Raw genomic sequence first — 19529 nt, forward strand, 5'->3', positions numbered from 1 at the left:
TCATCGTCGCGATCAACAAGGACGAAGAGGCCCCGATCTTCCAGGTCGCAGACTACGGCCTCGTCGGCGACCTCTTCACACTCGTCCCGGAACTCACAGAAAAGCTGTGAGGGCGATCTGAAACCGCCGGACAGGACAAAGGGCGCCCCAACCGGGTGCCCTTTTCAATGCCGGTACCGGCCCCTTGCCCCGCCGCCCCTGCCCGCCTAATCTCGCACCAGCAGAAAAAGGGGCAAAGCATGGATATCCGCACGGTCGGAATCGTTGGCGCGGGCCAGATGGGCAACGGTATCGCGCATGTCTTCGCCCTTGCGGGCTATGAGGTGCTGCTCAACGACATCAGCGAGGAGTCGCTGAACCAGGCCCGCTCGACCATCGACCGCAACCTGGAACGCCAGGCCAGCCGCGGCAAGATCTCTGCCGAGGAAAAGGCCGCCGCACTCGGCCGGATCCGCACCACGCTGAGGCTGGCCGATCTCGGCCCGACCGACCTGGTGATCGAAGCCGCCACCGAACGCGAGACCGTGAAACAGGCGATCTTCGAGGATCTTCTGCCGCATCTGAAACCGACGACGATCCTGACCTCGAACACCTCCTCGATCTCGATCACCCGTCTGGCAAGCCGCACCGACCGGCCTGAGAAGTTTATGGGGTTCCACTTCATGAACCCGGTGCCGGTGATGCAGCTGGTCGAGCTGATCCGCGGCATCGCCACCGATCAGCCAACCTATGAGGCGATGCTCGCCGTGGTGGCGAAGCTTGGCAAGACCGCGGCCTCGGCCGAGGATTTCCCGGCCTTCATCGTGAACCGCATCCTGATCCCGATGATCAACGAGGCGGTCTATACGCTTTACGAAGGCGTGGGCAACGTGCGCTCAATCGACGAGGCGCTGAAACTGGGGGCCAACCATCCGATGGGGCCGCTGGAACTGGCGGATTTCATCGGGCTCGACACCTGCCTCGCGATCATGAACGTGCTTTACGACGGGCTGGCGGATACCAAATACCGGCCCTGCCCGCTGCTGACCAAATATGTCGAAGCCGGCTGGCTCGGCCGCAAGACCGAGCGCGGCTTCTACGACTACCGCGGCGAAGTGCCGGTGCCGACACGCTGACCGGCGGCGGAAGAAGGGGGCCCTGCCCCCGTCCCGGCAAAGCCGGGACTCCCCCGGGGTATTCAGGTCAGGATGAAAGCGACTTCGCTTTGTCACCGGGACCGGCGCGCGTCTCTTGAGAATCCGGTGGAACGAGTGCAGCTCGGGTGTGACAGATCGGGACGAAAATCCCTTTCATCCTGACCCAAATACCCCCGCCGGAGGCAACGGCCCGCAAGGGCCGTCCACTTCACTTCCCCAAAGCCAGCGTATGCGCGCGCAGCCAGGCAAGGAAGCCGCGCGGGTTGCCTTCCCATTTCGCCAGTTCCGAGGCCGGGATCGGCGCGCCGATGAACGGGCGCTGCGGTTTGAACAGGGCGCGCCTGATCTCGTGCAGCAGGAGGCCCTGGCGGAGCGTGTCGGAGAGCTTGTTCGCGATCAGGAAGGCGCGGCTGTTCTGACCAGGGAAGAAGATCGGCAGGATGGTCGCACCCGAGGATTTCACGATCTTATGGGTGAAGACGTTCCATTCCGCCTCGATCGCCGGGCCGAACCAGGTTTCCGACATCGCGACCTTGCCCGCCGGGAACAGGATGATCACGCCGCCCGCTTTCAGATGCGCCATCGTGTCGTTGCGCATCTTGAGGCCCAGTTCGCGGGCGTTCTCCTCATGCGGGAACGGCACCGGGATCATGAATTCCTCGACCTCGGGGATGCCGGTCAGCAGCGAGCGGGTCAGGATTCTGAAGTCGGATCGCACCCGGTTGATCATCTCGGCCATGATCATGCCGTCGACCAGCCCAGAGGGATGGTTCGCCACCACGACGACCGGGCCGGTCCTCGGGATGCGGGCGATCTCTTCCGCCGGCGTGTCGATGCGGATCCCCATATGGCGGATCGCCTTGGGCCAGAACGGAGCGCCGAAAGGCGCGCCGGACTTCTCGAACGAGCGGATCAGCCGCAATAGCATGACCTTGGCCGTCAGCCATTCGATGGCGCGGATCGTGCCGGACTTGAACGGGTTGCGGAAGGTTCCGGCATAGCTGAGCCGGCGCATGTCATAGGGTTTGTCGACCGGCGCGGGTGCGTGGGCGGAAGCAACCTCGGCGATATGGCTCTGTTCGGTCACGAAAGGACGATCCTCAGCGTCTGTCCCGTTCATCCGGGAGGACAGCCTTCAATAATCCTCTCCGAAGCGCCCGGCAACCAGGGCCTCCAGCGCATCGGCAAGTTTCTCCGCTTCCGGCCCCGAGGTCGCCACCTCGATAGAGGTCCCGCGCGAGGCCGCCAGCATCAGAAGGCCCATGATGGAATCACCCGAGACCTCCATCCCGTCCTTCGAGACCAGAGCGCGGGCGTCATGCGCCTCGACCGTCTCGACGAATTTCGCCGAGGCCCGGGCATGCAGCCCCTTTTCGTTCACGATGCGAAAGTTGCGCGTCACCAGCTTGATCCTTCAGGCACCGCCCCCGAGATCGAGGCTGTTGATATATTTACGCCCGGCATCCAGCGCCGCGGCCACTGCCTCGGGCACCGGCAATTCGCGCGATTTCGCCAGTTTGATCAGCATCGGCAGGTTCGCCCCGTAAAGGATGCGCCGCCCGCTGGCGGTGCAGGCCGGCAGGGACAGGTTCGAGGGCGAGCCCCCGAACATGTCGGTGACGACGACGACGCCCTCGCCCTCATCCACGGAATTGGCGGCCGCGATGATCTCGGCCTGTTTGGCGTCGCGGTCGTGGTCATCCTCGATCGCGATGGCGATCATGCCGGTCTGCGGGCCGACCACATGCTCCACCGCGGAAAGATACTCCCGCGCCAGCCCTCCATGGGCGACGATGACGATCCCGATCAAGCGCCAGTTACCTTGTCAGCTGGGGCGGCGACAGTCGCGGCCTTGCGTTCCAGTTCCCTGTGCCGTTTTGACACCGGCCAGCCGGCCTGTGCAAGGGCGGCACCCATCAATTCCGCAATGGCGACCGAGCGGTGTTGCCCGCCGGTGCAGCCGAACCCCACCGAGAGATGCGCCTTGCCCTCTTTCACATGGGCGGGCAGCAGGAATTCGATCATTTCCCGCAGCCGGGCGACGAATTCCTCGAACCGCGGGTCGGTCTTCAGATAGTCCAGCACCCGGGCGTCGCGCCCGTCGAGTGCGCGCAGCCCCGGCTGCCAGTGCGGATTGTTCAGGAAACGGCAGTCGAACACCATATCGACGCCGCGCGGAATGCCGCGCCGGTAGCTGAAGGATTGCAGCGAGACCGCCAGCACTCCGCTGCGCCCCGGATCGAACCATTGCGCCAGATCCTGTTTCAGATCGTGCGGCGACAGTTCCGTGGTGTCGATCAGATGATCGGCCCGGGCGCGGATCGGGGCCAGGAGGTCCAGCTCGCGCGCGATCCCCTCATCGGGCGTCTCGGCCGGGGCCAGCGGATGACGGCGGCGGGTCTCGGAATAGCGCCGCACCAGCTCGCCCGCGGCGCAGTCGAGATAGAGCACCTGGAGCGAGACCGCCGGATCGCGCCCCATCCCGTCGATCAGCTCGATCAAAGCGGTGGCGTTGAAATCGCGGTTCCTGACATCGAGGCCAAGCGCGATCGGCCGCTCGGGCGCCTCGCCTTCCAAGAGGCGCGGCACCAGCGACAGCGGGATATTGTCGATGACCTCATGGCCCAGATCTTCCAGCACCCGGATGGCCGTGGTGCGTCCGGCACCCGAAGGGCCGGTCACCAGCACCAGTCTGAACTCCTGGAGGGGGTCTCCCATTGCTCACTCCTGCCGCCCGCCTCTTATCCAGACGAGCAATCCCTCAGCAAGATGGTCATTTTGCGGGCGCAGCACAAGCGGAAGCGGGTATCCCAGCAAGGTGATGTGGCGCCGGGGCGGCAGTCTTTCGGTCTCGTCGCAGCCCAGGTCCACCACCAGCACAACCGGGGCGGGTGCGGCGGGCTGCACTTGCAGCAAACCGAGGCCGCGCGCCTCGATCAGCCCGCGAATCGCCGCGGCGGGGCAGAAGGCGACCGGCGCCCCCGGCCCCTGCCGCAGCCCGGTGCGGTCGTCGGCGATCAGCCCGGCGCCGTAAGCGATCAGCCGCAAGGCCAGCGCCGATTTCCCCGAGCCCGAAGGCCCGAGGATCAGAAGCCCCTTGCCGTCGATGGCAAGGCTGGTGGCGTGAAGGATCTCTTCCCCGCCGGGGATCACACCGGCAGACCCACGACGAAACGCGCGCCGAGGGGTTCGGAATTCGGATCGACACCCGGCTGGCGGATGTTCTCGGCCCAGATCACGCCGCCATGGGCCTCGACGATCTGCTTCGAGATCGACAGGCCAAGGCCCGAATTGTTGCCGAAATGGGTTTCGGGCCGGTCGGAGTAGAAGCGGCGGAAGATCTTGGTCAGTGCCTGTTCGGGGATACCGGGGCCGGTGTCCTCGACCACGACCAGCACGCGGTTTTCGCGCTGGCGGGCCCAGACCCGCACCGCATCGCCCTTATCGCAGAAGGAAATCGCATTGGTGATCAGATTGACGAAGACCTGGGCCAGCCGCGCCTCAAGCCCGTTGATCGCGATCTTGCCGGGCGGCAGGTCGGTGATGAAATCGACCCCTTTCTCGCCGGCCTGCTGACCCAGATACTGGGTCAGATTGGCGAGCGTGCGGACCAGATCGAATTCCTCTTCCTCTTCCTTGACCAGTTCGCTGTCCAGCCGCGAGGCGTTGGAGATGTCGCTCACCAGCCGGTCGAGGCGGCGCACGTCGTGTTCGATCACGTCGAGCAGTTTCTCGCGATGCTCTTCCTTCTTGACGAAGCGCATCGAGCCCACCGCCGAGCGCAGGCTGGCGAGCGGGTTCTTGATCTCATGCGCCACATCGGCGGCGAATTGTTCGTTGGCGTCGATCCGGTCGTAAAGCGCCGCCACCATGCCGCGCATCGCGACCGAGAGGCGGCCGATCTCGTCGGGCCGCGCCGCGAGATCCGGGATCCGCACCCGGCCGGGCGAGACCTTGCCACCGTCGCGGTCGCGGCCGATCTCGGCCGCCGCGGCCAGGTCGGAAAGCGGGTTGGCGATGGTCGAGGCCAGCACCAGCGACAGGCCGATGGAAACCAGCAGCGCCACCACGAAGACCTGAAGGATCTGTTCGCGCTCATAGCGCACCAGCGCGTCGATCTCGCCCGCCGCCGAGGTCAGCGCGACGACCGCCGCCAGTTCGCCCCCCGACACCACCGGGGTCGCCACCGAAAACAACGTGCCGCCCTCGGGGTCGTGCCCGGTGTTGGAGGCGGTCCGCCCCTCTCGCGCGGCCGGAAACACCTCGCGCGCGAGCGTGACGCCATCGACGCCGGCAGCCTCCTGGCGGCCAAGCGACAGGACGACCGAAACCCCGTCCCAGACCATGTTCAGAAAATCGGTGATCACGGTCGAGCGCGCGCGGCCGCCCGCAGTCCCGTCGGGTCCGGTGCGGGTGGCGACCACCGCGCCTGCCGGATCGAAAACGAAAGCCTCGACCCCGGGGCCAAGCTCGACGCTGGCCAGCACCGCGCCGTAATCGAAACCCGTGCCGGGGCCTTCGCCATGCGCCTCGAACACATCGGCGATCAACTGCGCCTCGCGCACGAGGCCCGCCTCGCGGCTGACCACCAGACTGTCGCGGAACGGGTTGAGAAACAACACCCCCGCGACCAGCACGACCAGCGCCATCAGGTTGAAGATGATGATCTTGCGCGCCAGCGGGCTGCGGTTCAGCGCGACCAGACCGCCGCGCGGCCGCGCGTCACGCTGATCGTCGGGCACGCTTTCAGGAGAGACCCAGTCCTCCCCCAGAAGCACTTCGCCCCCTTTTTTCTTCGGGCGCTGATTGTCCATGGCCAGACGCGGAGAAGCGGTCATTCTTCGTTGTAACGATAGCCGATGCCGTAAAGCGTTTCGATGGCCGAGAATTCCTCGTCCACGCTGCGCATCTTCTTGCGCAGGCGCTTGATGTGGCTGTCGATGGTGCGGTCGTCGACATAGACCTGATCGTCATAGGCCACGTCCATCAGCTGATCGCGCGACTTGACGAAGCCCGGACGCTGCGCCAGCGCCTGCAAGAGCAGGAACTCGGTCACCGTCAGCGAAACGTCGCGGCCCTTCCAGGTCACCGCATGGCGCAAAGGATCCATCCGCAGATTGCCGCGCTCGATCACCTTGTTCTCTTCCGAGACCGGGGCATCGGTGGCCGTCCCCGCCTCCTGGCGACGCAGAAGCGCGCGGATCCGTTCCACCAGCAGCCGCTGCGAGAACGGCTTCTTGACGTAATCGTCGGCGCCCATGCGCAGGCCCAGAACCTCGTCGATCTCGTCGTCTTTCGAGGTCAGGAAGATGATCGGCATCGAGGTCTTCTGCCGCAGCCGCTGCAACAGATCCATCCCGTCCATCCGGGGCATCTTGATGTCGAGCACCGCCATATCGGGCATCCGGCGGTTGAAGGCGTCCAGCGCCGACTGGCCGTCGTTGTAAGTTTCCACTTCGAAGCCCTCGGCTTCCAATGTCATCGAGACTGACGTCAGAATATTCCTGTCGTCGTCCACAAGGGCGATGCGCGACATATCGGATCCTGCTCTGTTATAAAATATTTTCCGCCATTCTCTGCAAAGCGGGCGCCGGAATCAATACAAAACCGAATCACCCCGGGTCCGCCCCGCCCGGCAAAGCCCGGAAAATCGGCGGTCATGACTATTTTGCCGCACCGCGCGGGCCCCGGGTGGACCTACCCAAACTGGTGGTTGCGCTAACTCCGGGCTGATTGCGCTAACTACACGAAACTGCGCTGTTTTCCTTTCGTGACCGCATGTTATAGCCGCGCTGAGGGCGGCCCCGGGGTGCGGGCGGCTTTCGGCACCCATGGCCCGGGTGCGACTTTCAACCTCACGCCGCGCAGCAGGCACGCGGCAACCGGAGCTTGGCAGAGATGACGATCAGCGGACGCGTGAACCCGAAACGCACTTTGGAACACCAGGGCATCAAGGGTGCCGCCGCCGTTCACTACAACTACCCGGAGCCTGTACTTGTCGAGGCCGCGGTGACGCGCGGCGAGGGCCATCTCGGCAATGGCGGCGCTTTCCTCTGCACCACGGGGAAATTCACCGGACGCTCGCCGAAAGACAAATTCGTGGTCCGCACCGCCACCACCGAAAACACCATCTGGTGGGAAAACAACGCCCCGATGACGCCGGAGGCCTGGGCCACGCTCAAGGCCGACATGCTGGCCCATGCCAAAGGGCAGGAGCTGTTCGTCCAGGATCTCTATGCCGGCGCCGATCCGGCGCATCGGGTGGACGTGCGGGTGGTGACCGAGCTTGCCTGGCATAATCTGTTCATCCGCCACCTTCTGCGCCGCCCCGACCGCGCGGAACTTGACACTTTCGAACCTGACTGGACGATCGTGAACCTGCCGTCGTTCAGGGCCGATCCCGCGCGCCACGGCTGCCGCACCGATACCGTGATCGCGCTGAACTTCGACGAGAAGACGGTTCTGATCGCGAACACCGCTTACGCGGGCGAGAACAAGAAATCGGTCTTCACCATCCTGAACTACCTGCTGCCGGAAAAAGGCGTGATGCCGATGCATTGCTCGGCCAATCACGCCATCGGCAACCCGGAGGACACCGCCGTCTTCTTCGGCCTGTCCGGAACCGGCAAGACCACGCTTTCGGCCGATCCCTCGCGCATCCTGATCGGCGATGACGAGCACGGCTGGTCGGAAACCGGCACCTTCAACTTCGAGGGCGGCTGCTACGCCAAGACGATCAACCTCTCGGCCGAGGCCGAGCCGGAGATCTACGGCACCACCCGGCGCTTTGCCACCGTGATCGAGAACATGGTCTGGAATCCCGAGACGCTGGAACTCGATTTCGAGGACAACTCGCTGACCGACAACATGCGCTGCGCCTATCCGCTGGAGTATATCTCCAACGCATCGGCGACCGGGATGGGCGGTCTGCCGAAGAACGTGGTCATGCTGACCTGCGACGCCTTCGGCGTGCTGCCCCCGATCGCGCGGCTGACCCCGGCGCAGGCGATGTATCATTTCCTGTCGGGCTTCACCTCGAAAACCCCGGGAACCGAGCGCGGCGTGACCGAGCCCACCCCTACCTTCTCGACCTGTTTCGGCGCCCCGTTCATGCCGCGCCGCCCCGAGGTCTACGGCAAGCTGCTGCAACAGAAGATCGCCGAAACCGGCGCCTCCTGCTGGCTGGTCAACACCGGCTGGACCGGCGGCAAGCACGGCACCGGGCGGCGGATGCCGATCAAAGCCACCCGCGCGCTGCTGACCGCGGCGCTGGACGGCTCGCTGAACAAGGCGCAGTTCCGCAAGGATCCGAATTTCGGCTTCGAGGTTCCGGTCGATGTGCCCGGCGTGGACAGCCAGCTTCTGAACCCGCGCGAGACCTGGACCGACAAGGGTGCCTATGACGCCCAGGCCCAGGTGCTGGTCGGCATGTTCTCGAAAAACTTCGGCCAGTATGTCGCCCATATCGACGACGACGTGCGCGCCGCCGCCATCGGCTGAAATGTTCGATAAGTGAAAACCGAAACGCCCGGATGACCTCTCATCCGGGCGTTTTGTTTGATAAGTGAAAGCAGTCAGGCCTGCGCCCGCAGATCGTCACCGAAGATCAGCATGGTCGGCCCCGGTGCATCGGCCCCCTCGCGCAGCCGGTCGGGCAGATCGGCCAGCTTCGTCACCCGATGCACGGTCCAGCCGCTCGCCTTCGCGATGGCTGCCAGGTCGGGCGTGTAGATGTCCACGCCCAGAGGCGGGATGTTCTTCGCGATCATATAGGATTTGATCTCGCCATAGCCGCTGTTGTCGTGCAGCAGCAGGATCACCGGCACCTGCGCCTCGGCCGCCGAGGCGAGTTCCGCCAAAGTGAACTGCAAGCCGCCGTCGCCCGAGATCGCCACTACCGGCCGCTCATCCGCCAGTTTCGCGCCGATCGCCGCCGGCAGCCCGTAGCCGAGCGTCCCGAACCCGGTGGCCGAGTTGAACCAGCTTCCCGGCGTCGCCGCCGCGAAACCCATGTTCCCGGCATAGGTCAGCTGCGTGGAATCGCCGACCAGCCGCGCCGTGGGCAGGGTGTCGCGCACGAGGTTCAACAACCGCAGATCGCGGCGGTAATTGTCCTCCAGCCCCTCTTCCGCGGCGACCCGCGCCACCCCGGCGCGCAGCGCGCCGTTGCGGCCATGGGCGACGGGGCGACGTTTCAACAGCGCCTGCACCGCCTCGGCGCAATCGGCGACCAGCGCCAGCACCGGGGCCAGCCCGCGCGCCATCTGCACCGGATCGAGATCGACACGGATCAGCTTGCCGGGCAGTTCGAACCCGCCATCCTCATACATATCGTAATCGGTCGGGCCGAATTCGGTCCCCAGAGCCAGCACCACATCGGATTCCTGCACCAGGCGGCGCACCGCGGGCAGCGAGGGCGAGAACGGCACCGCCAGCGGGTGGTCGGGCTCCACCAGCCCGCGGGCGTTGGTGGTCATCACCAGCGGCGCGTCCAGCAGTTCGGCCAGCGCGCCGACATCCGCGCGCAAAGCGCCGCCGCCCGCCAGGATCACCGGCCGCGCGGCATGGGTCAGCAGATCCAGCGCATCCTCCAGCGCATCCGGCGAGGGCGCGGGCCGGGCCACCAGCATGGGCTGCGGCAAGGGCAGATGGCCCGCATCCGCCAGCATCACGTTGATCGGCAGTTCGATATGCACCGGCCGCGGCCGCGCACCGTTGAACACCGCAAAGGCCTGGGCCAGCACGCCCGCCAGTTCCTCGGGCCGGTTCACCGTGCGCGAAAAGGCCGAAACGCCCGCGACCAGCCCCTGCTGGTTCGGGAGTTCATGCAGCCAGCCCTCGCCCGAGCCCATCCGGCCATGGGCGTTCACCGTCGAGATCACCAGCATCGGCACGGAATCCGCATGGGCCTGGCCCATGGCGGTGGTGATATTGGTCATCCCCGGCCCGGTGATGATGAAACAGACCCCGGGCTTGCCCGACGCCCGCGCATAGCCATCGGCCATGAACCCCGCGCCCTGCTCGTGGCGCGGCGTGACATGGCGCACCCCGCTGCCGGCGAGGCCGCGGTAAAGCTCTACCGTATGGACGCCGGGGATGCCGAACACCACCTCGACCCCGTAGGCGCGCAGCAGGTGGGTCAGATAGACCCCGGTCGAAATTCCCTCGCGGCTCAATTCGTGTTCCTCCTCTGCCGCAGCTCGACGGCGGTCCTGACCAGCACCGCGGCGACGACGATGGCGATCAGCACCACCGAGATCGCCGCGATGGCCGGGTCGATATTGTCCCTCAGCCCCATCCACATCAGCCGCGGCAGTGTGACCGCATTGACCGAGGTGATGAAGAGCGTGACGCCGATTTCCTCCCAGGACAGAACGAAGGTCAGGAAAAAGGCGGTGATCAGGCCGAAGCGGATATTCGGCAGGATAACCCGGAACACCCGCGTCGCCAGCCCCGCCCCCATCGAACGCGCGGCAAGGTCGATGCGCCGGTCCACCTGGCCAAGCGCGACCGTCAAGAGCACCACCGCGAAGGGCGCGATCATCACCACATGGGCCATGACGACGCCCCAGAACGTGTCGTAAGCCACGACGCCGTTCACCTGGCTGAGCGAGGTCAGGAAGAAGTAAAGCGTCAGCGCCGAGACCACCGGCGGCGCCACCATCGGCACCATGGCGAGGCCCATGTAAACCCCGGCAAAACGCGGCTGCAACATCCAGATCCCGAGGCTGAACCCCGCGGCCAGCAGCGTCGCGATCAGGCTGGCGGCAAACCCGATGCGGATCGAGAGCCAGATCCCCTGGAGCCAGGCCGGGTTCTCAAGGATCGCCCGGTAATGGCGCAAAGAATATTCGCCGTCCGGCACCGCCAGATAGCGCGTGGGCGTGAAGCTGACCGGGATCACCGCGATCAGCGGCATCAGAAGGAACACCGCGACCAGAGCCGCGACGACCGTGGCCAGAAGGCTCGGGCGGAAGCGGATCATTTGCCCGATCCTTTCGCATATTTCATCGTCAGCCCCAGCAGGATGCCGATCCCCGCCATCAGGATCACCGAGATCGCGGCGCCGAGGCCCCAGTCCGGGCTCTGGAAGATGCGCAGCCAGATCAGTTCCGCCACCATGACCGACCGGCCGCCGCCAAGGATCGCGGGCGTCACGAAGAAGCCGATCGAAAAGACGAAGACCAGAAGCGTCGCGCCGAAGATACCGCCCTTCGTCATCGGAACGAAGACCTGCCAGAAGATCCGCGCCCGCGAGGCGCCCATGCCGCGCGCAGCGAGCAGCACCCGCTCATCGACCGAGCGCATCGCCGAGGCCAGCGGAAACACCGCGAACGGGACAAGGAAATGCACCATGCCGACGATCACGCCGAATTCGTTCCTGACCAGCGTCAGCGGCTCGGCCCAGAGGCCCAGATCCTGCGCCAGAGTGTTGATCAGCCCGCGGTTCGACAGAAGCGCGAGCCAGCCGAAGGCCCGCGTCAGCACCGAGATCCAGAACGGGATCAGGATGCACAGCTCGATCACCATCCGCGTGACCGGCGCGCCGCGCACCCAGACCAGCGTGATCGCATAGGCCAGCACCACCGAGATCACCGTGACCATGGCGCAGATCCTGACCGTGCGCCAGATCACCCCCAAGACCAGCGGATCGCTGAGCGCCACGGCATATTGGCCAAAGCCCGGTTGCGGCAGGGTCACGCTCCACCGCATGACGCCGAGGAACGGCACCAGATAGGCCCCGGCCAGGAAGACGAGAAGCGGCGCGATCAGGAAGATGCGGGATCGGGTCATCGGCGGTCCATCGGCAAAAAGGCCCCCGCGCGCGGAATGCGCGCGGGGGCGGGATCGGACCCGGTTCAGGCCGAGATGATCCTGAGATATTCGTCCAGCGCGGGCCCGTAATTCTCTTCATACCAGGCCACATCGACCGGGATCTGAAGCGCGAAATTCGCCGGGTCCACCGGGTTGAAGCGGCGCTCCTCCTCGGGGATCAGCGCGTCGGTGGCGGGGTTCGCCGGTCCCTGCCCCAGCATCTCGAACATGATGATCTGCTTTTCCGGCTCCTGGGTCGAGGCGAGGAACTGCATCGCCGTTTCCGCCCCGCCGGGATTGCCCTTCACCACGCCAAGCGCGCCGGGCGAGATCATCCCCTGTTCCCAGAGGAATTTCACATCGCCGCCGCTGTCCTGCTCGATCAGCCGGGCGCGGGTGGACCAGACGATCGCCATCGAGGCCTCGCCGTTCAGCAGGATCGACTGGCTCTCGGCGCCGCCGCCCCAGAACGAGACCACATGCTGTTTGAAATCGGCGATCTTCTTGTGGGCGCGTTCCAGGTCCAGCGGATAGAGGTCCTCCGGCGCCACGCCGTCGGCCAGCAGCGCCGCCTCCCACACGCCCACACCCCATTTGTAGAGGCCGCGCTTGCCGGGATATTTCTCGACATCGAAGAAATCGGCCATCGACTTCGGCGGGTCGTCGCCGAATTTGGTGGCGTCATAGGCGATGATATAGCTGAAGAAATAGGTCGAGGCGGCATATTCCCAGCCGAAACCCTCGCGGAATTTGCTGCGGTCGACCACGGCGTAATCGACCGGCTCCATCATGCCCTTCTTGCCGAGCGCCTCGGCCGAGAACGGATCGACATCGACCAGATCCCAGGTCGGCTTGCCGCTTTCGACCTGGGCCTGGATCGCGCCTTCGGTCGGGCCCGAGCCGTCCTGTTTCACCACGACGCCGGTCGCGGCCTGGAAGGGCTGGCCGTAGGCCTTGTCATAGGCGGTGCCGGCGTCGCCGCCCCAGTTCACCAGCACCAGCTCTTTCGCCTGGGCCTCGGCCCGGCTGCCGAGACCGAGCGCCGAAGTGCCCAGAAGCAGCGCAAGCCCGGTGTTGAAGTCGCGCCGCGAGATCTGGCCGCGTTTCGCCTTGCCGGCCAGGATTTCCAACTGGTCGCGCTGGAAAGGTCCGTTCATCTGTTATTCTCCCTGTTGATTGTGGTTCTTGTTGATCGGCCTGGTCCGGGGGCCGCTCTTCGCGGCGGCGCACCCGGCCGTCGTTACAGCAGGAAGCCGCGCGAGGGCTCCCATGTGGTCCAGACCCCGGCGCCGGGGGCAAGACCTTCGGGCAGGCGCATGGTCGGCATGTGCAGAACCAAAGCGGCCCCGCTTCCGGTGGTCAGCGACAGCCGCGTCCCGGCACCCAGATAGGTCAGATCGGTCAGCCGGGCGGGAAGCGCGTTGCCCTCGGCAGGCTCGCTGAGCGCAAGGCCCATATATTCCGGCCGGATCGCCAGATGCGCGCCCTGGCCCTCGGGCAGGCGGATCGCCCGGCCTTCGATCCGCGAATCCTTCACTGGCAGGATGTTGACATCGCCCAGAAATTCCGCGACGAAGCGGTTCGCCGGCCGCTCATAGACCTCGCGCGGGGGGGCAAGCTGCTGAAGCGTGCCCTTCTCGAAGATCGCGATGCGCGAGGACAAGGCGAGGGCCTCTTCCTGGTCGTGGGTGACGAAGACGAAGGTGGTCCCGGTCTCCTGGTGGATGCGGCGCATCTCATCCTGCATCTGGCCGCGCAGATTCTTGTCGAGCGCCGAGAATGGCTCGTCGAGCAGAAGGACCGGCGGCTCGTAGGCCAGCGCCCGCGCCAGGGCCACCCGCTGCTGCTGGCCGCCCGAAAGCCCCGCCGGCCGTTTGTGGCCATGCCCGCCGAGGCCGACCATCTCGACCATCTGCTTCACCCGGCGGTTCACATCGGCGCTGCTGCGGCCCTGAACCTTCAGCGGAAAGGCGATGTTATCCTCGACCGTCATATGGGGAAACAAGGCATAGCCCTGGAACACCATGCCGAAGCCGCGCGCCTCGGGCGGGGTTTCGGTCATCTCGCGCCCGTCCAGCGTCAGCCGCCCCGAAGTCGGTGCCTCAAACCCCGAGAGAATCATCAGAAACGTGGTCTTGCCCGAGCCGGAGGGCCCCAGAAGCGTGACGAATTCGCCGCGCCCGATGGTCATGGAAATATCCGACAGCGCAGTGAAGCGCCCGAACATCTTGCCGATTCCCGAGGCTCCGATCTCTGCTGCCTGCGTCACTGGATTTCCCTTGCCAGAGGTGCCGGGCGCCCTTCGCATGTCGCGGGCAGCCGGGCGGAACAGGTGAAAGCCTGGAATGCCGGGCCTCAGAAAACAATAGAAAGTTTTTCGCCCTTTCGGAAAATGAAATTTGTCATAGGGCGGGCGGCGTTCTCAAAGCGCCTCGTCCTCGATCAGTTCGGCCATCAGCCAGTCGCGAAAGGCGGCAACCGCGGGATTGCCCGCCTTCTCCGGCGGCACGATCATGAAATACGACCGCACCGAGCGCAGCGACAGATCGAAGGGCCGCACCAGCCGCCCGGCCTGCATCGCGTCCTGGCAGATGAATTCGTCGCCCATCGCGATCCCCTGCGAGCCGAGCGCGGCGGAATAGACCAGATTCATGTCCGAGAACCGGATCCCGCTCTGCGCCGCCCCGACCGGCAGGCCGGCCAGACGGAACCAGTGCTCCCAATCCTCGTAATCGCCCAGATGCAAGAGCGTCGCGCCCAGAAGCGCGCCGGTATCGGCCATGGAATCGAAACGGTTCAGCAGCGCCGGGCTGCACAACGGGGTGAAATCCACCTCCTTCAGCAGTTCCACCTGCATTCCCGGCTGGTTGCCCTGGCCGAAGGTGATGAAGATATCGACATCCGGGTTGCTCACATCGTCCAGCCGCCGCGGAGTATGGACCGACAAAGACACATCGGGGAAATCGCTGACGAATCCGCCGATCTTGGCGCAAAGCCAGCTTGAGGCGAAGCCGGGCGGGCAACTGACCGCGAGGCTGCCGGTCACGCCGCGCGCCGCGTTGCGGGTGGCCGAGCCCGAGATCATCGCCAGCGCCCGGCGGATGTCGGCGGCATAGGCGATGCCCTGCGGCGTCAGCTCCGCCCTTGTGCCGACCCGGCTCATCAGCCGGAAGCCGAGATCGCGCTCCAGCAGCCGCAGCTGATGGCTGACCGCGCTGCGGGTCAGGTTCAGCTCGTCCGCCGCCTGCCAGACCGTGCCGTGGCGGGCGAAACTTTCCAGCGCGCGCAAGGCCTGGGTCGAGGGGATGCGGGTCATCTTGCGGCTCCGGTCGTTTCCGGCAGCTTAGCGCCTTTGCGGGTCCGCACCAGCACCTTGGTGAAAATGATTTGCCGAGCGCGGGAAAAGGTTTCACTTTTCCGCGCGGGCCGGGCGCTGCTAGCCATGAAAGCGCCCCGCAAGCCGCCCGGGCGCCCTTCCCGGATCACAGGGACCAAAGCCATGACCCGCCTCAGCCCCTCTCAGGAAACCGCCCTCGCCGCCGTCGCAGCCCGCCAGCCTGAGCATTCCGACTGGTGCGCGACGATCTTCAGCTATGGCGAGACCGCCTGGCGCGAATATCAGTCCTGCGACTGGTATGTGAAACGCCTGCGCGCCGAGGGGTTCACGGTCGAGGAAGGCTCGGGCGGCATGCCCACCGCCTTCTGCGCCGAATGGTCCAATGGGCCCGAGTCCAAAGGGGGCCCGGTGATCGGCATGTATGCCGAATACGACGCGGTGCCGGGGAACTGCCAGGCGGCCAGCACCCGGCGCGAGCCGCGCGAAGGGCTGGGCTTCCAGGCCGGGGGCCATACCGATCCGCATTCCGGCCTCGGCATCGCGGGGCTCGCGGGGCTGCTCGCGACCAAAGCGGCGATGGAGAAACACGGGATCAGGGGCGGGCTGCGCTTCACCGGCGAGCCGGCCGAGAAGGTGCGCGGATCAAAGCCGATCCATGCCGCAAAGGGCTATTACGACGGGCTGGCCGCGATCCTGTCGTTCCATCCGTTCTACATGCTGCCGATGTGCAACACGGTGCGGTGGGACACCCATTGCGGCGCCGGCTGGTCGATGATCTACCGCTTTATCTGCGACGAGCCCGAGGCCTGGGGCCGCGCGGCGCATGCCGGGCTCGACGGCGCGCCGATCCCGCAGTCGCATTCCGCGGTGCGCGCGCCCGGGGCGAATGATGCGCTGACGCTGATGTTCCAGCTTTCCAAATCCCTGCGCGACTCGATGCTGCCGCATCAGGGCGGCTGGTCGATTTCCGAGGCGATCCTGACCGCGGGCCAGGCCACCGCCGACAACCTGCCCGCGGGGCTGGCCGAGATCCAGTATATGATGCGGGTGCCGACCATCGCGATGGCCGAGGCCGTCACCGCCGCGCTCGACCGCAACGCCGCCCATGTCGCAGCTATGACCGGCTGTCGGTATGAGCGGCACTGGGTCTGCAAATCGCGCCCCGGCCTCGCCAATCATTCCATCGCCCGGGTGGTCTGGCAGGCGATGCAGGCCGCGGGCGCGCCCGAATGGGGCGAGGAGGCCCGCAGCATGGCGCGCGAGATCCAGGCCAATCTGGGCCTCGATCCGATGGATGACCCGTTCATCCCCGAGATGACCCGGCTGATCGACCCCGAAGCCGCGGAAAGGATCCTGCGCGAGGATCTGCCGCCCTCGCAGCGGAACTCCACCTCGGACGATTACACCGACATGACCTGGCACGCGCCGACCGCGCGGTTCTACATCGCGCGGCCCGCTTTGCGCGCGCCGAAGGGCTATGCCTACCCGTCCTGGGTGATGAACGCGCTCGGCGGCATCCCGGCAACCATCGACCCGATGGTGACACGGGCCGCCGGGGTGCTGGCGCTCTCGGCTTTGCGCATCCTGGAGGATGCGACGATCCGCGAAGAGATGGCCGCCGAATTCCGCGCCCGCACCGCCGAAGCGCCGATCCCGCCGCAATGCGACTACCCGCCGCCCATCCATTTCCGCTGGCCGGAATATGTCACCACGCCCCGCGGCCGCGACTGGTGGATCCCCTCCGCCATGCCCGGCGCATGACCCCGACAGGAGACAGCAAGATGAACGTGCAGACCCGACCCGACCCCTTCACTTTGCGCCGCCGCAACCCCTCGGGCGGCACCGCGCCGCTGACGCAATGGGGTTTCAGGAACGAGACCGACCGGTTGACCGACGTGCTGCTCGGCGATCCGGCCTATCTGCGCCACATGGCCACCTCGTCCCTGTCGCGTAAACATCTGCGCGAAAGCCCCTGCAACATCCAGCTCGCCCAGGCCCAGCACAAGGAGCTGCGCGCCGCCTATGAGAGCTTCGGCGTGAAGGTTCATACCGCGCCGCCCGAGCCGGAACTGCCGATGCAGGTCTATACCCGCGACAGCTCGGTGATGACGCCCTATGGCGCGGTGATCACCGCCATGGCGAACTGGTGGCGCCGGGGCGAGAATTACGCCGCGATCCGCCATTACGAACAACTCGGCATCCCGATCTACGACATGGTGACCGCCGGCACCTTCGAGGGCGGCGATTTCAACGTGATCGAAGAGGGCTGCGTGCTGATCGGCTGCGGCGGCGCGCGCACCCAGGAAGAGGGCGCCCGCCAGGTCGCCTCCTGGTTCGAGGCCGAGGGCTGGGAAGTCCGCCTCGCCTTCATCGACGAATATTACGTCCATATCGACCTGATGGTGGTGCCGGTCGCGCCGAAACTGACCGCGGTCTGCCTCGCCTGCACCGAGCCGGGGATCGTCGACTGGCTGAAGGCAAAGGGCCATGAGATCATCGACGTGCCATTCCAGGACACGATGGCTCTGGGCTGCAATTTCATGAGCCTCGGCGGCGAGCGCATCATCGCGCCGAAATCCTCGCCGACGCTGGTCGGGCAGCTCAAGGCCCGCGGTTTCGAGGTGGCGGTGGTCGACACGGCGGAAATCTCGAAGACCGGCGGCGGCATCCACTGCATGGCGCAGGCGCTGCGGCGCGAGCCCTGAGCCTGTGGCAGATGGCGGAAGGGGGCCCTGCCCCCGTCCCCGTTCCGGGGACTCCCCCGGGATATTTAAGGACAGAAAATGATCGCAGCGCGGCATCTGCTCATTTTCTGTCTGAAAATATCCCCGCCGGAGGCAACGGCCCGAAAGGGCCGTCACTTCCGCCGTTTGTGCTCTTCCAGACGGGGAAAGATCTCGACGAAATTACAGGGTTTGTGGCGGTAATCGAGCTGTTTCACCAGGATCTCGTCCCAGGCGTCCTTGCAGGCCCCGGGCGAGCCCGGCAGCGCGAAGAGATAGGTTCCTCCGGCGACGCCCGCGCAGGCGCGGCTCTGCACCGCCGACGTGCCGATCTTCTGCATCGAGACGATGGTGAAGACAGTGGAGAAGGCGGTGATCTCCTTCTCATAGACCTCGTGATGCGCCTCGACCGTCACGTCGCGCCCGGTCAGCCCGGTGCCGCCGGTCGAGATCACCACATCCACCCCCGGATCGGCGATCCAGATGCGCAGCTGCGCCGCGATCTCGGCGCGCTCGTCGGTGACGATGGCGCGGGCGGCAAGGATATGGCCCGCGCCCTCCAGCCGCGCCACCAGCGTATCGCCCGAGCGGTCGTCAGCAAGGCTGCGGCTGTCGGAGACCGTCAGCACCGCGATGCGGACCGGGATGAAGTCTCTGTCGGTCATCTCATTCCCCCTTCGCCAGATGCGCCCGAAGTGACAGCAGATCCGCCCAGGCCTCGCGTTTCGCGACCGGGTTGCGCAACAGATAGGCCGGATGGGTCATCGGCAGCAGCGGCTTGCCGAGCGCCGTGGACCATTTGCCCCGCGCGCGCAGGATGCCGCGGCTGCCGGTCAGCGCGATCAGCGGCGTGTTGCCCATCACCACCACCACGTCAGGGTCCGCGAGCGCGATATGGCGCTCGGCAAAGGGGCGCATCATGGCGATCTCGTCGGGGGTGGGGTCGCGGTTGCCCTCGGGCCGCCAGGGCATGACATTGGTGATGTAGAGCGCGGCCCCGGCATCGGGGCTCTGGCGCGACAGGCCAATGGCTGCGAACATCCGGTCGAGAAGCTGGCCGGCCCGCCCGACGAAGGGCTTGCCGGCGATGTCCTCGTCGCGGCCCGGCGCCTCGCCGAGGATCAGCACCCGCGCCGCGGGATTGCCGTCGGAGAACACCGTATTGCGCGCGCCGCGTTTCAGATCGCACAGATCGAACGCCGCGAGCGCCTCACGCAACGCATCGAGCGTGGCAGAGCCCGCCGCGACCGCCTTCGCCACGGCGACCGGATCCGCGGGCTGCGATGCGGGCGACGGCTCCGGGCTGGCCGCCGCGGGCCGGGCGGCGGGTTTTTCGACCACCACCTCGTAGCGGTTCACCGGCGCCTCGCCGATGGCCTCGTCGATGCCGCAGTCGAGTTGCCAGGCCAGCGCGGCAAGGCTCGCCTCGCGGTCGGTGGTGATGTCAGCGGCGATTCCCATGGGCCGGAACTATGCCCCCCCGCCGTCCGCCCGGCAAGGCGCCCGCTTGCCCCGCCC

General features: G+C 66.2%; 19 protein-coding genes and 1 pseudogene. 5 read left to right on the forward strand and 15 right to left on the reverse strand.

All coding sequences use genetic code 11. The annotated features are described in order from the left end of the window. A pseudogene (locus XINFAN_RS03735) lies at nucleotides 1-110 on the forward strand (electron transfer flavoprotein subunit alpha/FixB family protein); the annotation flags it as partial. Nucleotides 111-239: 129 nt separating this feature from the next. Continuing rightward, a complete protein-coding gene (locus XINFAN_RS03740; RefSeq protein WP_124085153.1) occupies nucleotides 240-1115 on the forward strand; it encodes a 3-hydroxybutyryl-CoA dehydrogenase in 876 nt (291 codons plus the stop codon). A gap of 229 nt (nucleotides 1116-1344) precedes the next feature. On the opposite strand, the gene XINFAN_RS03745 is transcribed toward XINFAN_RS03740, so the two are convergent. Genes XINFAN_RS03745 through XINFAN_RS03775 form a run of 7 tightly spaced genes read right to left on the reverse strand, consistent with a single transcriptional unit; the run spans nucleotide 1345 to nucleotide 6672 of the window. Continuing rightward, nucleotides 1345-2256 (reverse strand): lysophospholipid acyltransferase family protein, encoded by a 912-nt coding sequence (locus tag XINFAN_RS03745; RefSeq protein WP_124085154.1) that lies wholly within the window; start codon nucleotides 2254-2256, stop codon nucleotides 1345-1347. A 15-nt stretch (nucleotides 2257-2271) separates the two neighbouring features. Next, entirely contained in the window at nucleotides 2272-2538 is a 267-nt protein-coding gene (locus XINFAN_RS03750; protein WP_435530844.1) for an HPr family phosphocarrier protein, read from the reverse strand. Between the two features lie 12 nt (nucleotides 2539-2550). Next, the gene (locus XINFAN_RS03755) at nucleotides 2551-2946 is read right to left on the reverse strand and encodes a PTS sugar transporter subunit IIA (RefSeq protein ID WP_124085156.1); all 396 of its coding nucleotides are present in this window, start codon (nucleotides 2944-2946) and stop codon (nucleotides 2551-2553) included. After that, nucleotides 2943-3854, reverse strand: a complete 912-nt coding sequence (gene rapZ / locus XINFAN_RS03760) for an RNase adapter RapZ (RefSeq protein WP_124085157.1) — start codon at nucleotides 3852-3854, stop codon at nucleotides 2943-2945. The genes XINFAN_RS03755 and rapZ overlap by 4 nt, the downstream gene beginning before the upstream one ends. A gap of 3 nt (nucleotides 3855-3857) precedes the next feature. After that, on the reverse strand, nucleotides 3858-4289 hold the full coding sequence (locus tag XINFAN_RS03765) for an HPr kinase/phosphorylase (RefSeq protein ID WP_124085158.1): 432 nt from the start codon (nucleotides 4287-4289) through the stop codon (nucleotides 3858-3860). Further along, the gene (locus XINFAN_RS03770; RefSeq protein WP_124085159.1) at nucleotides 4286-5974 is read right to left on the reverse strand and encodes a sensor histidine kinase; all 1689 of its coding nucleotides are present in this window, start codon (nucleotides 5972-5974) and stop codon (nucleotides 4286-4288) included. Before XINFAN_RS03770 ends, XINFAN_RS03765 begins: the two co-directional genes overlap by 4 nt. Then, the gene (locus XINFAN_RS03775) at nucleotides 5971-6672 is read right to left on the reverse strand and encodes a response regulator transcription factor (protein ID WP_124085160.1); all 702 of its coding nucleotides are present in this window, start codon (nucleotides 6670-6672) and stop codon (nucleotides 5971-5973) included. The genes XINFAN_RS03770 and XINFAN_RS03775 overlap by 4 nt, the downstream gene beginning before the upstream one ends. 362 nt (nucleotides 6673-7034) lie before the next feature. On the opposite strand from XINFAN_RS03775, the gene XINFAN_RS03780 reads away from it, so the two are divergent. Continuing rightward, a complete protein-coding gene (locus tag XINFAN_RS03780) occupies nucleotides 7035-8636 on the forward strand; it encodes a phosphoenolpyruvate carboxykinase (protein WP_124085161.1) in 1602 nt (533 codons plus the stop codon). Between the two features lie 74 nt (nucleotides 8637-8710). Here the strand turns inward: XINFAN_RS03780 and XINFAN_RS03785 are convergent, their stop codons facing one another. From XINFAN_RS03785 to XINFAN_RS03810, 6 genes are all read right to left on the reverse strand, one after another. Further along, nucleotides 8711-10312 carry a 5-guanidino-2-oxopentanoate decarboxylase gene (locus XINFAN_RS03785; protein WP_233352113.1) on the reverse strand — a complete coding sequence of 534 codons (1602 nt, stop codon included), beginning with the start codon at nucleotides 10310-10312 and terminating at the stop codon, nucleotides 8711-8713. Beyond that, a complete protein-coding gene (locus XINFAN_RS03790) occupies nucleotides 10309-11121 on the reverse strand; it encodes an ABC transporter permease (protein WP_124085162.1) in 813 nt (270 codons plus the stop codon). The genes XINFAN_RS03785 and XINFAN_RS03790 overlap by 4 nt, the downstream gene beginning before the upstream one ends. Next, on the reverse strand, nucleotides 11118-11930 hold the full coding sequence (locus XINFAN_RS03795; RefSeq protein WP_124085163.1) for an ABC transporter permease: 813 nt from the start codon (nucleotides 11928-11930) through the stop codon (nucleotides 11118-11120). The genes XINFAN_RS03790 and XINFAN_RS03795 overlap by 4 nt, the downstream gene beginning before the upstream one ends. Before the next feature lie 65 nt (nucleotides 11931-11995). Further along, nucleotides 11996-13108 (reverse strand): ABC transporter substrate-binding protein, encoded by a 1113-nt coding sequence (locus tag XINFAN_RS03800; RefSeq protein ID WP_124085164.1) that lies wholly within the window; start codon nucleotides 13106-13108, stop codon nucleotides 11996-11998. A gap of 83 nt (nucleotides 13109-13191) precedes the next feature. Continuing rightward, on the reverse strand, nucleotides 13192-14220 hold the full coding sequence (locus tag XINFAN_RS03805) for an ABC transporter ATP-binding protein (protein ID WP_233352114.1): 1029 nt from the start codon (nucleotides 14218-14220) through the stop codon (nucleotides 13192-13194). A gap of 153 nt (nucleotides 14221-14373) precedes the next feature. Beyond that, nucleotides 14374-15267 (reverse strand): LysR substrate-binding domain-containing protein, encoded by an 894-nt coding sequence (locus XINFAN_RS03810; protein WP_124085166.1) that lies wholly within the window; start codon nucleotides 15265-15267, stop codon nucleotides 14374-14376. 183 nt (nucleotides 15268-15450) lie between these two features. Here XINFAN_RS03810 and XINFAN_RS03815 point away from each other — a divergent pair, with 183 nt between their 5' ends. Together XINFAN_RS03815 and XINFAN_RS03820 are read left to right on the forward strand one after the other, a co-directional pair. Beyond that, a complete protein-coding gene (locus XINFAN_RS03815) occupies nucleotides 15451-17049 on the forward strand; it encodes a zinc-binding metallopeptidase family protein (RefSeq protein WP_124085167.1) in 1599 nt (532 codons plus the stop codon). 20 nt (nucleotides 17050-17069) lie between these two features. Further along, nucleotides 17070-17993 carry a dimethylarginine dimethylaminohydrolase family protein gene (locus XINFAN_RS03820; RefSeq protein ID WP_124085168.1) on the forward strand — a complete coding sequence of 308 codons (924 nt, stop codon included), beginning with the start codon at nucleotides 17070-17072 and terminating at the stop codon, nucleotides 17991-17993. A gap of 152 nt (nucleotides 17994-18145) precedes the next feature. Here XINFAN_RS03820 and moaB read toward each other — a convergent pair whose 3' ends face one another. Continuing rightward, nucleotides 18146-18676 carry a molybdenum cofactor biosynthesis protein B gene (moaB, locus tag XINFAN_RS03825; protein WP_124085169.1) on the reverse strand — a complete coding sequence of 177 codons (531 nt, stop codon included), beginning with the start codon at nucleotides 18674-18676 and terminating at the stop codon, nucleotides 18146-18148. 1 nt (nucleotide 18677) lies between these two features. Continuing rightward, a complete protein-coding gene (locus tag XINFAN_RS03830; RefSeq protein WP_124085170.1) occupies nucleotides 18678-19472 on the reverse strand; it encodes a uracil-DNA glycosylase in 795 nt (264 codons plus the stop codon). Nucleotides 19473-19529 lie beyond the last annotated feature (57 nt).

The organism is Pseudogemmobacter humi, from assembly GCF_900609055.1.
GTDB classification, from domain to species: Bacteria; Pseudomonadota; Alphaproteobacteria; order Rhodobacterales; family Rhodobacteraceae; genus Pseudogemmobacter; species Pseudogemmobacter humi.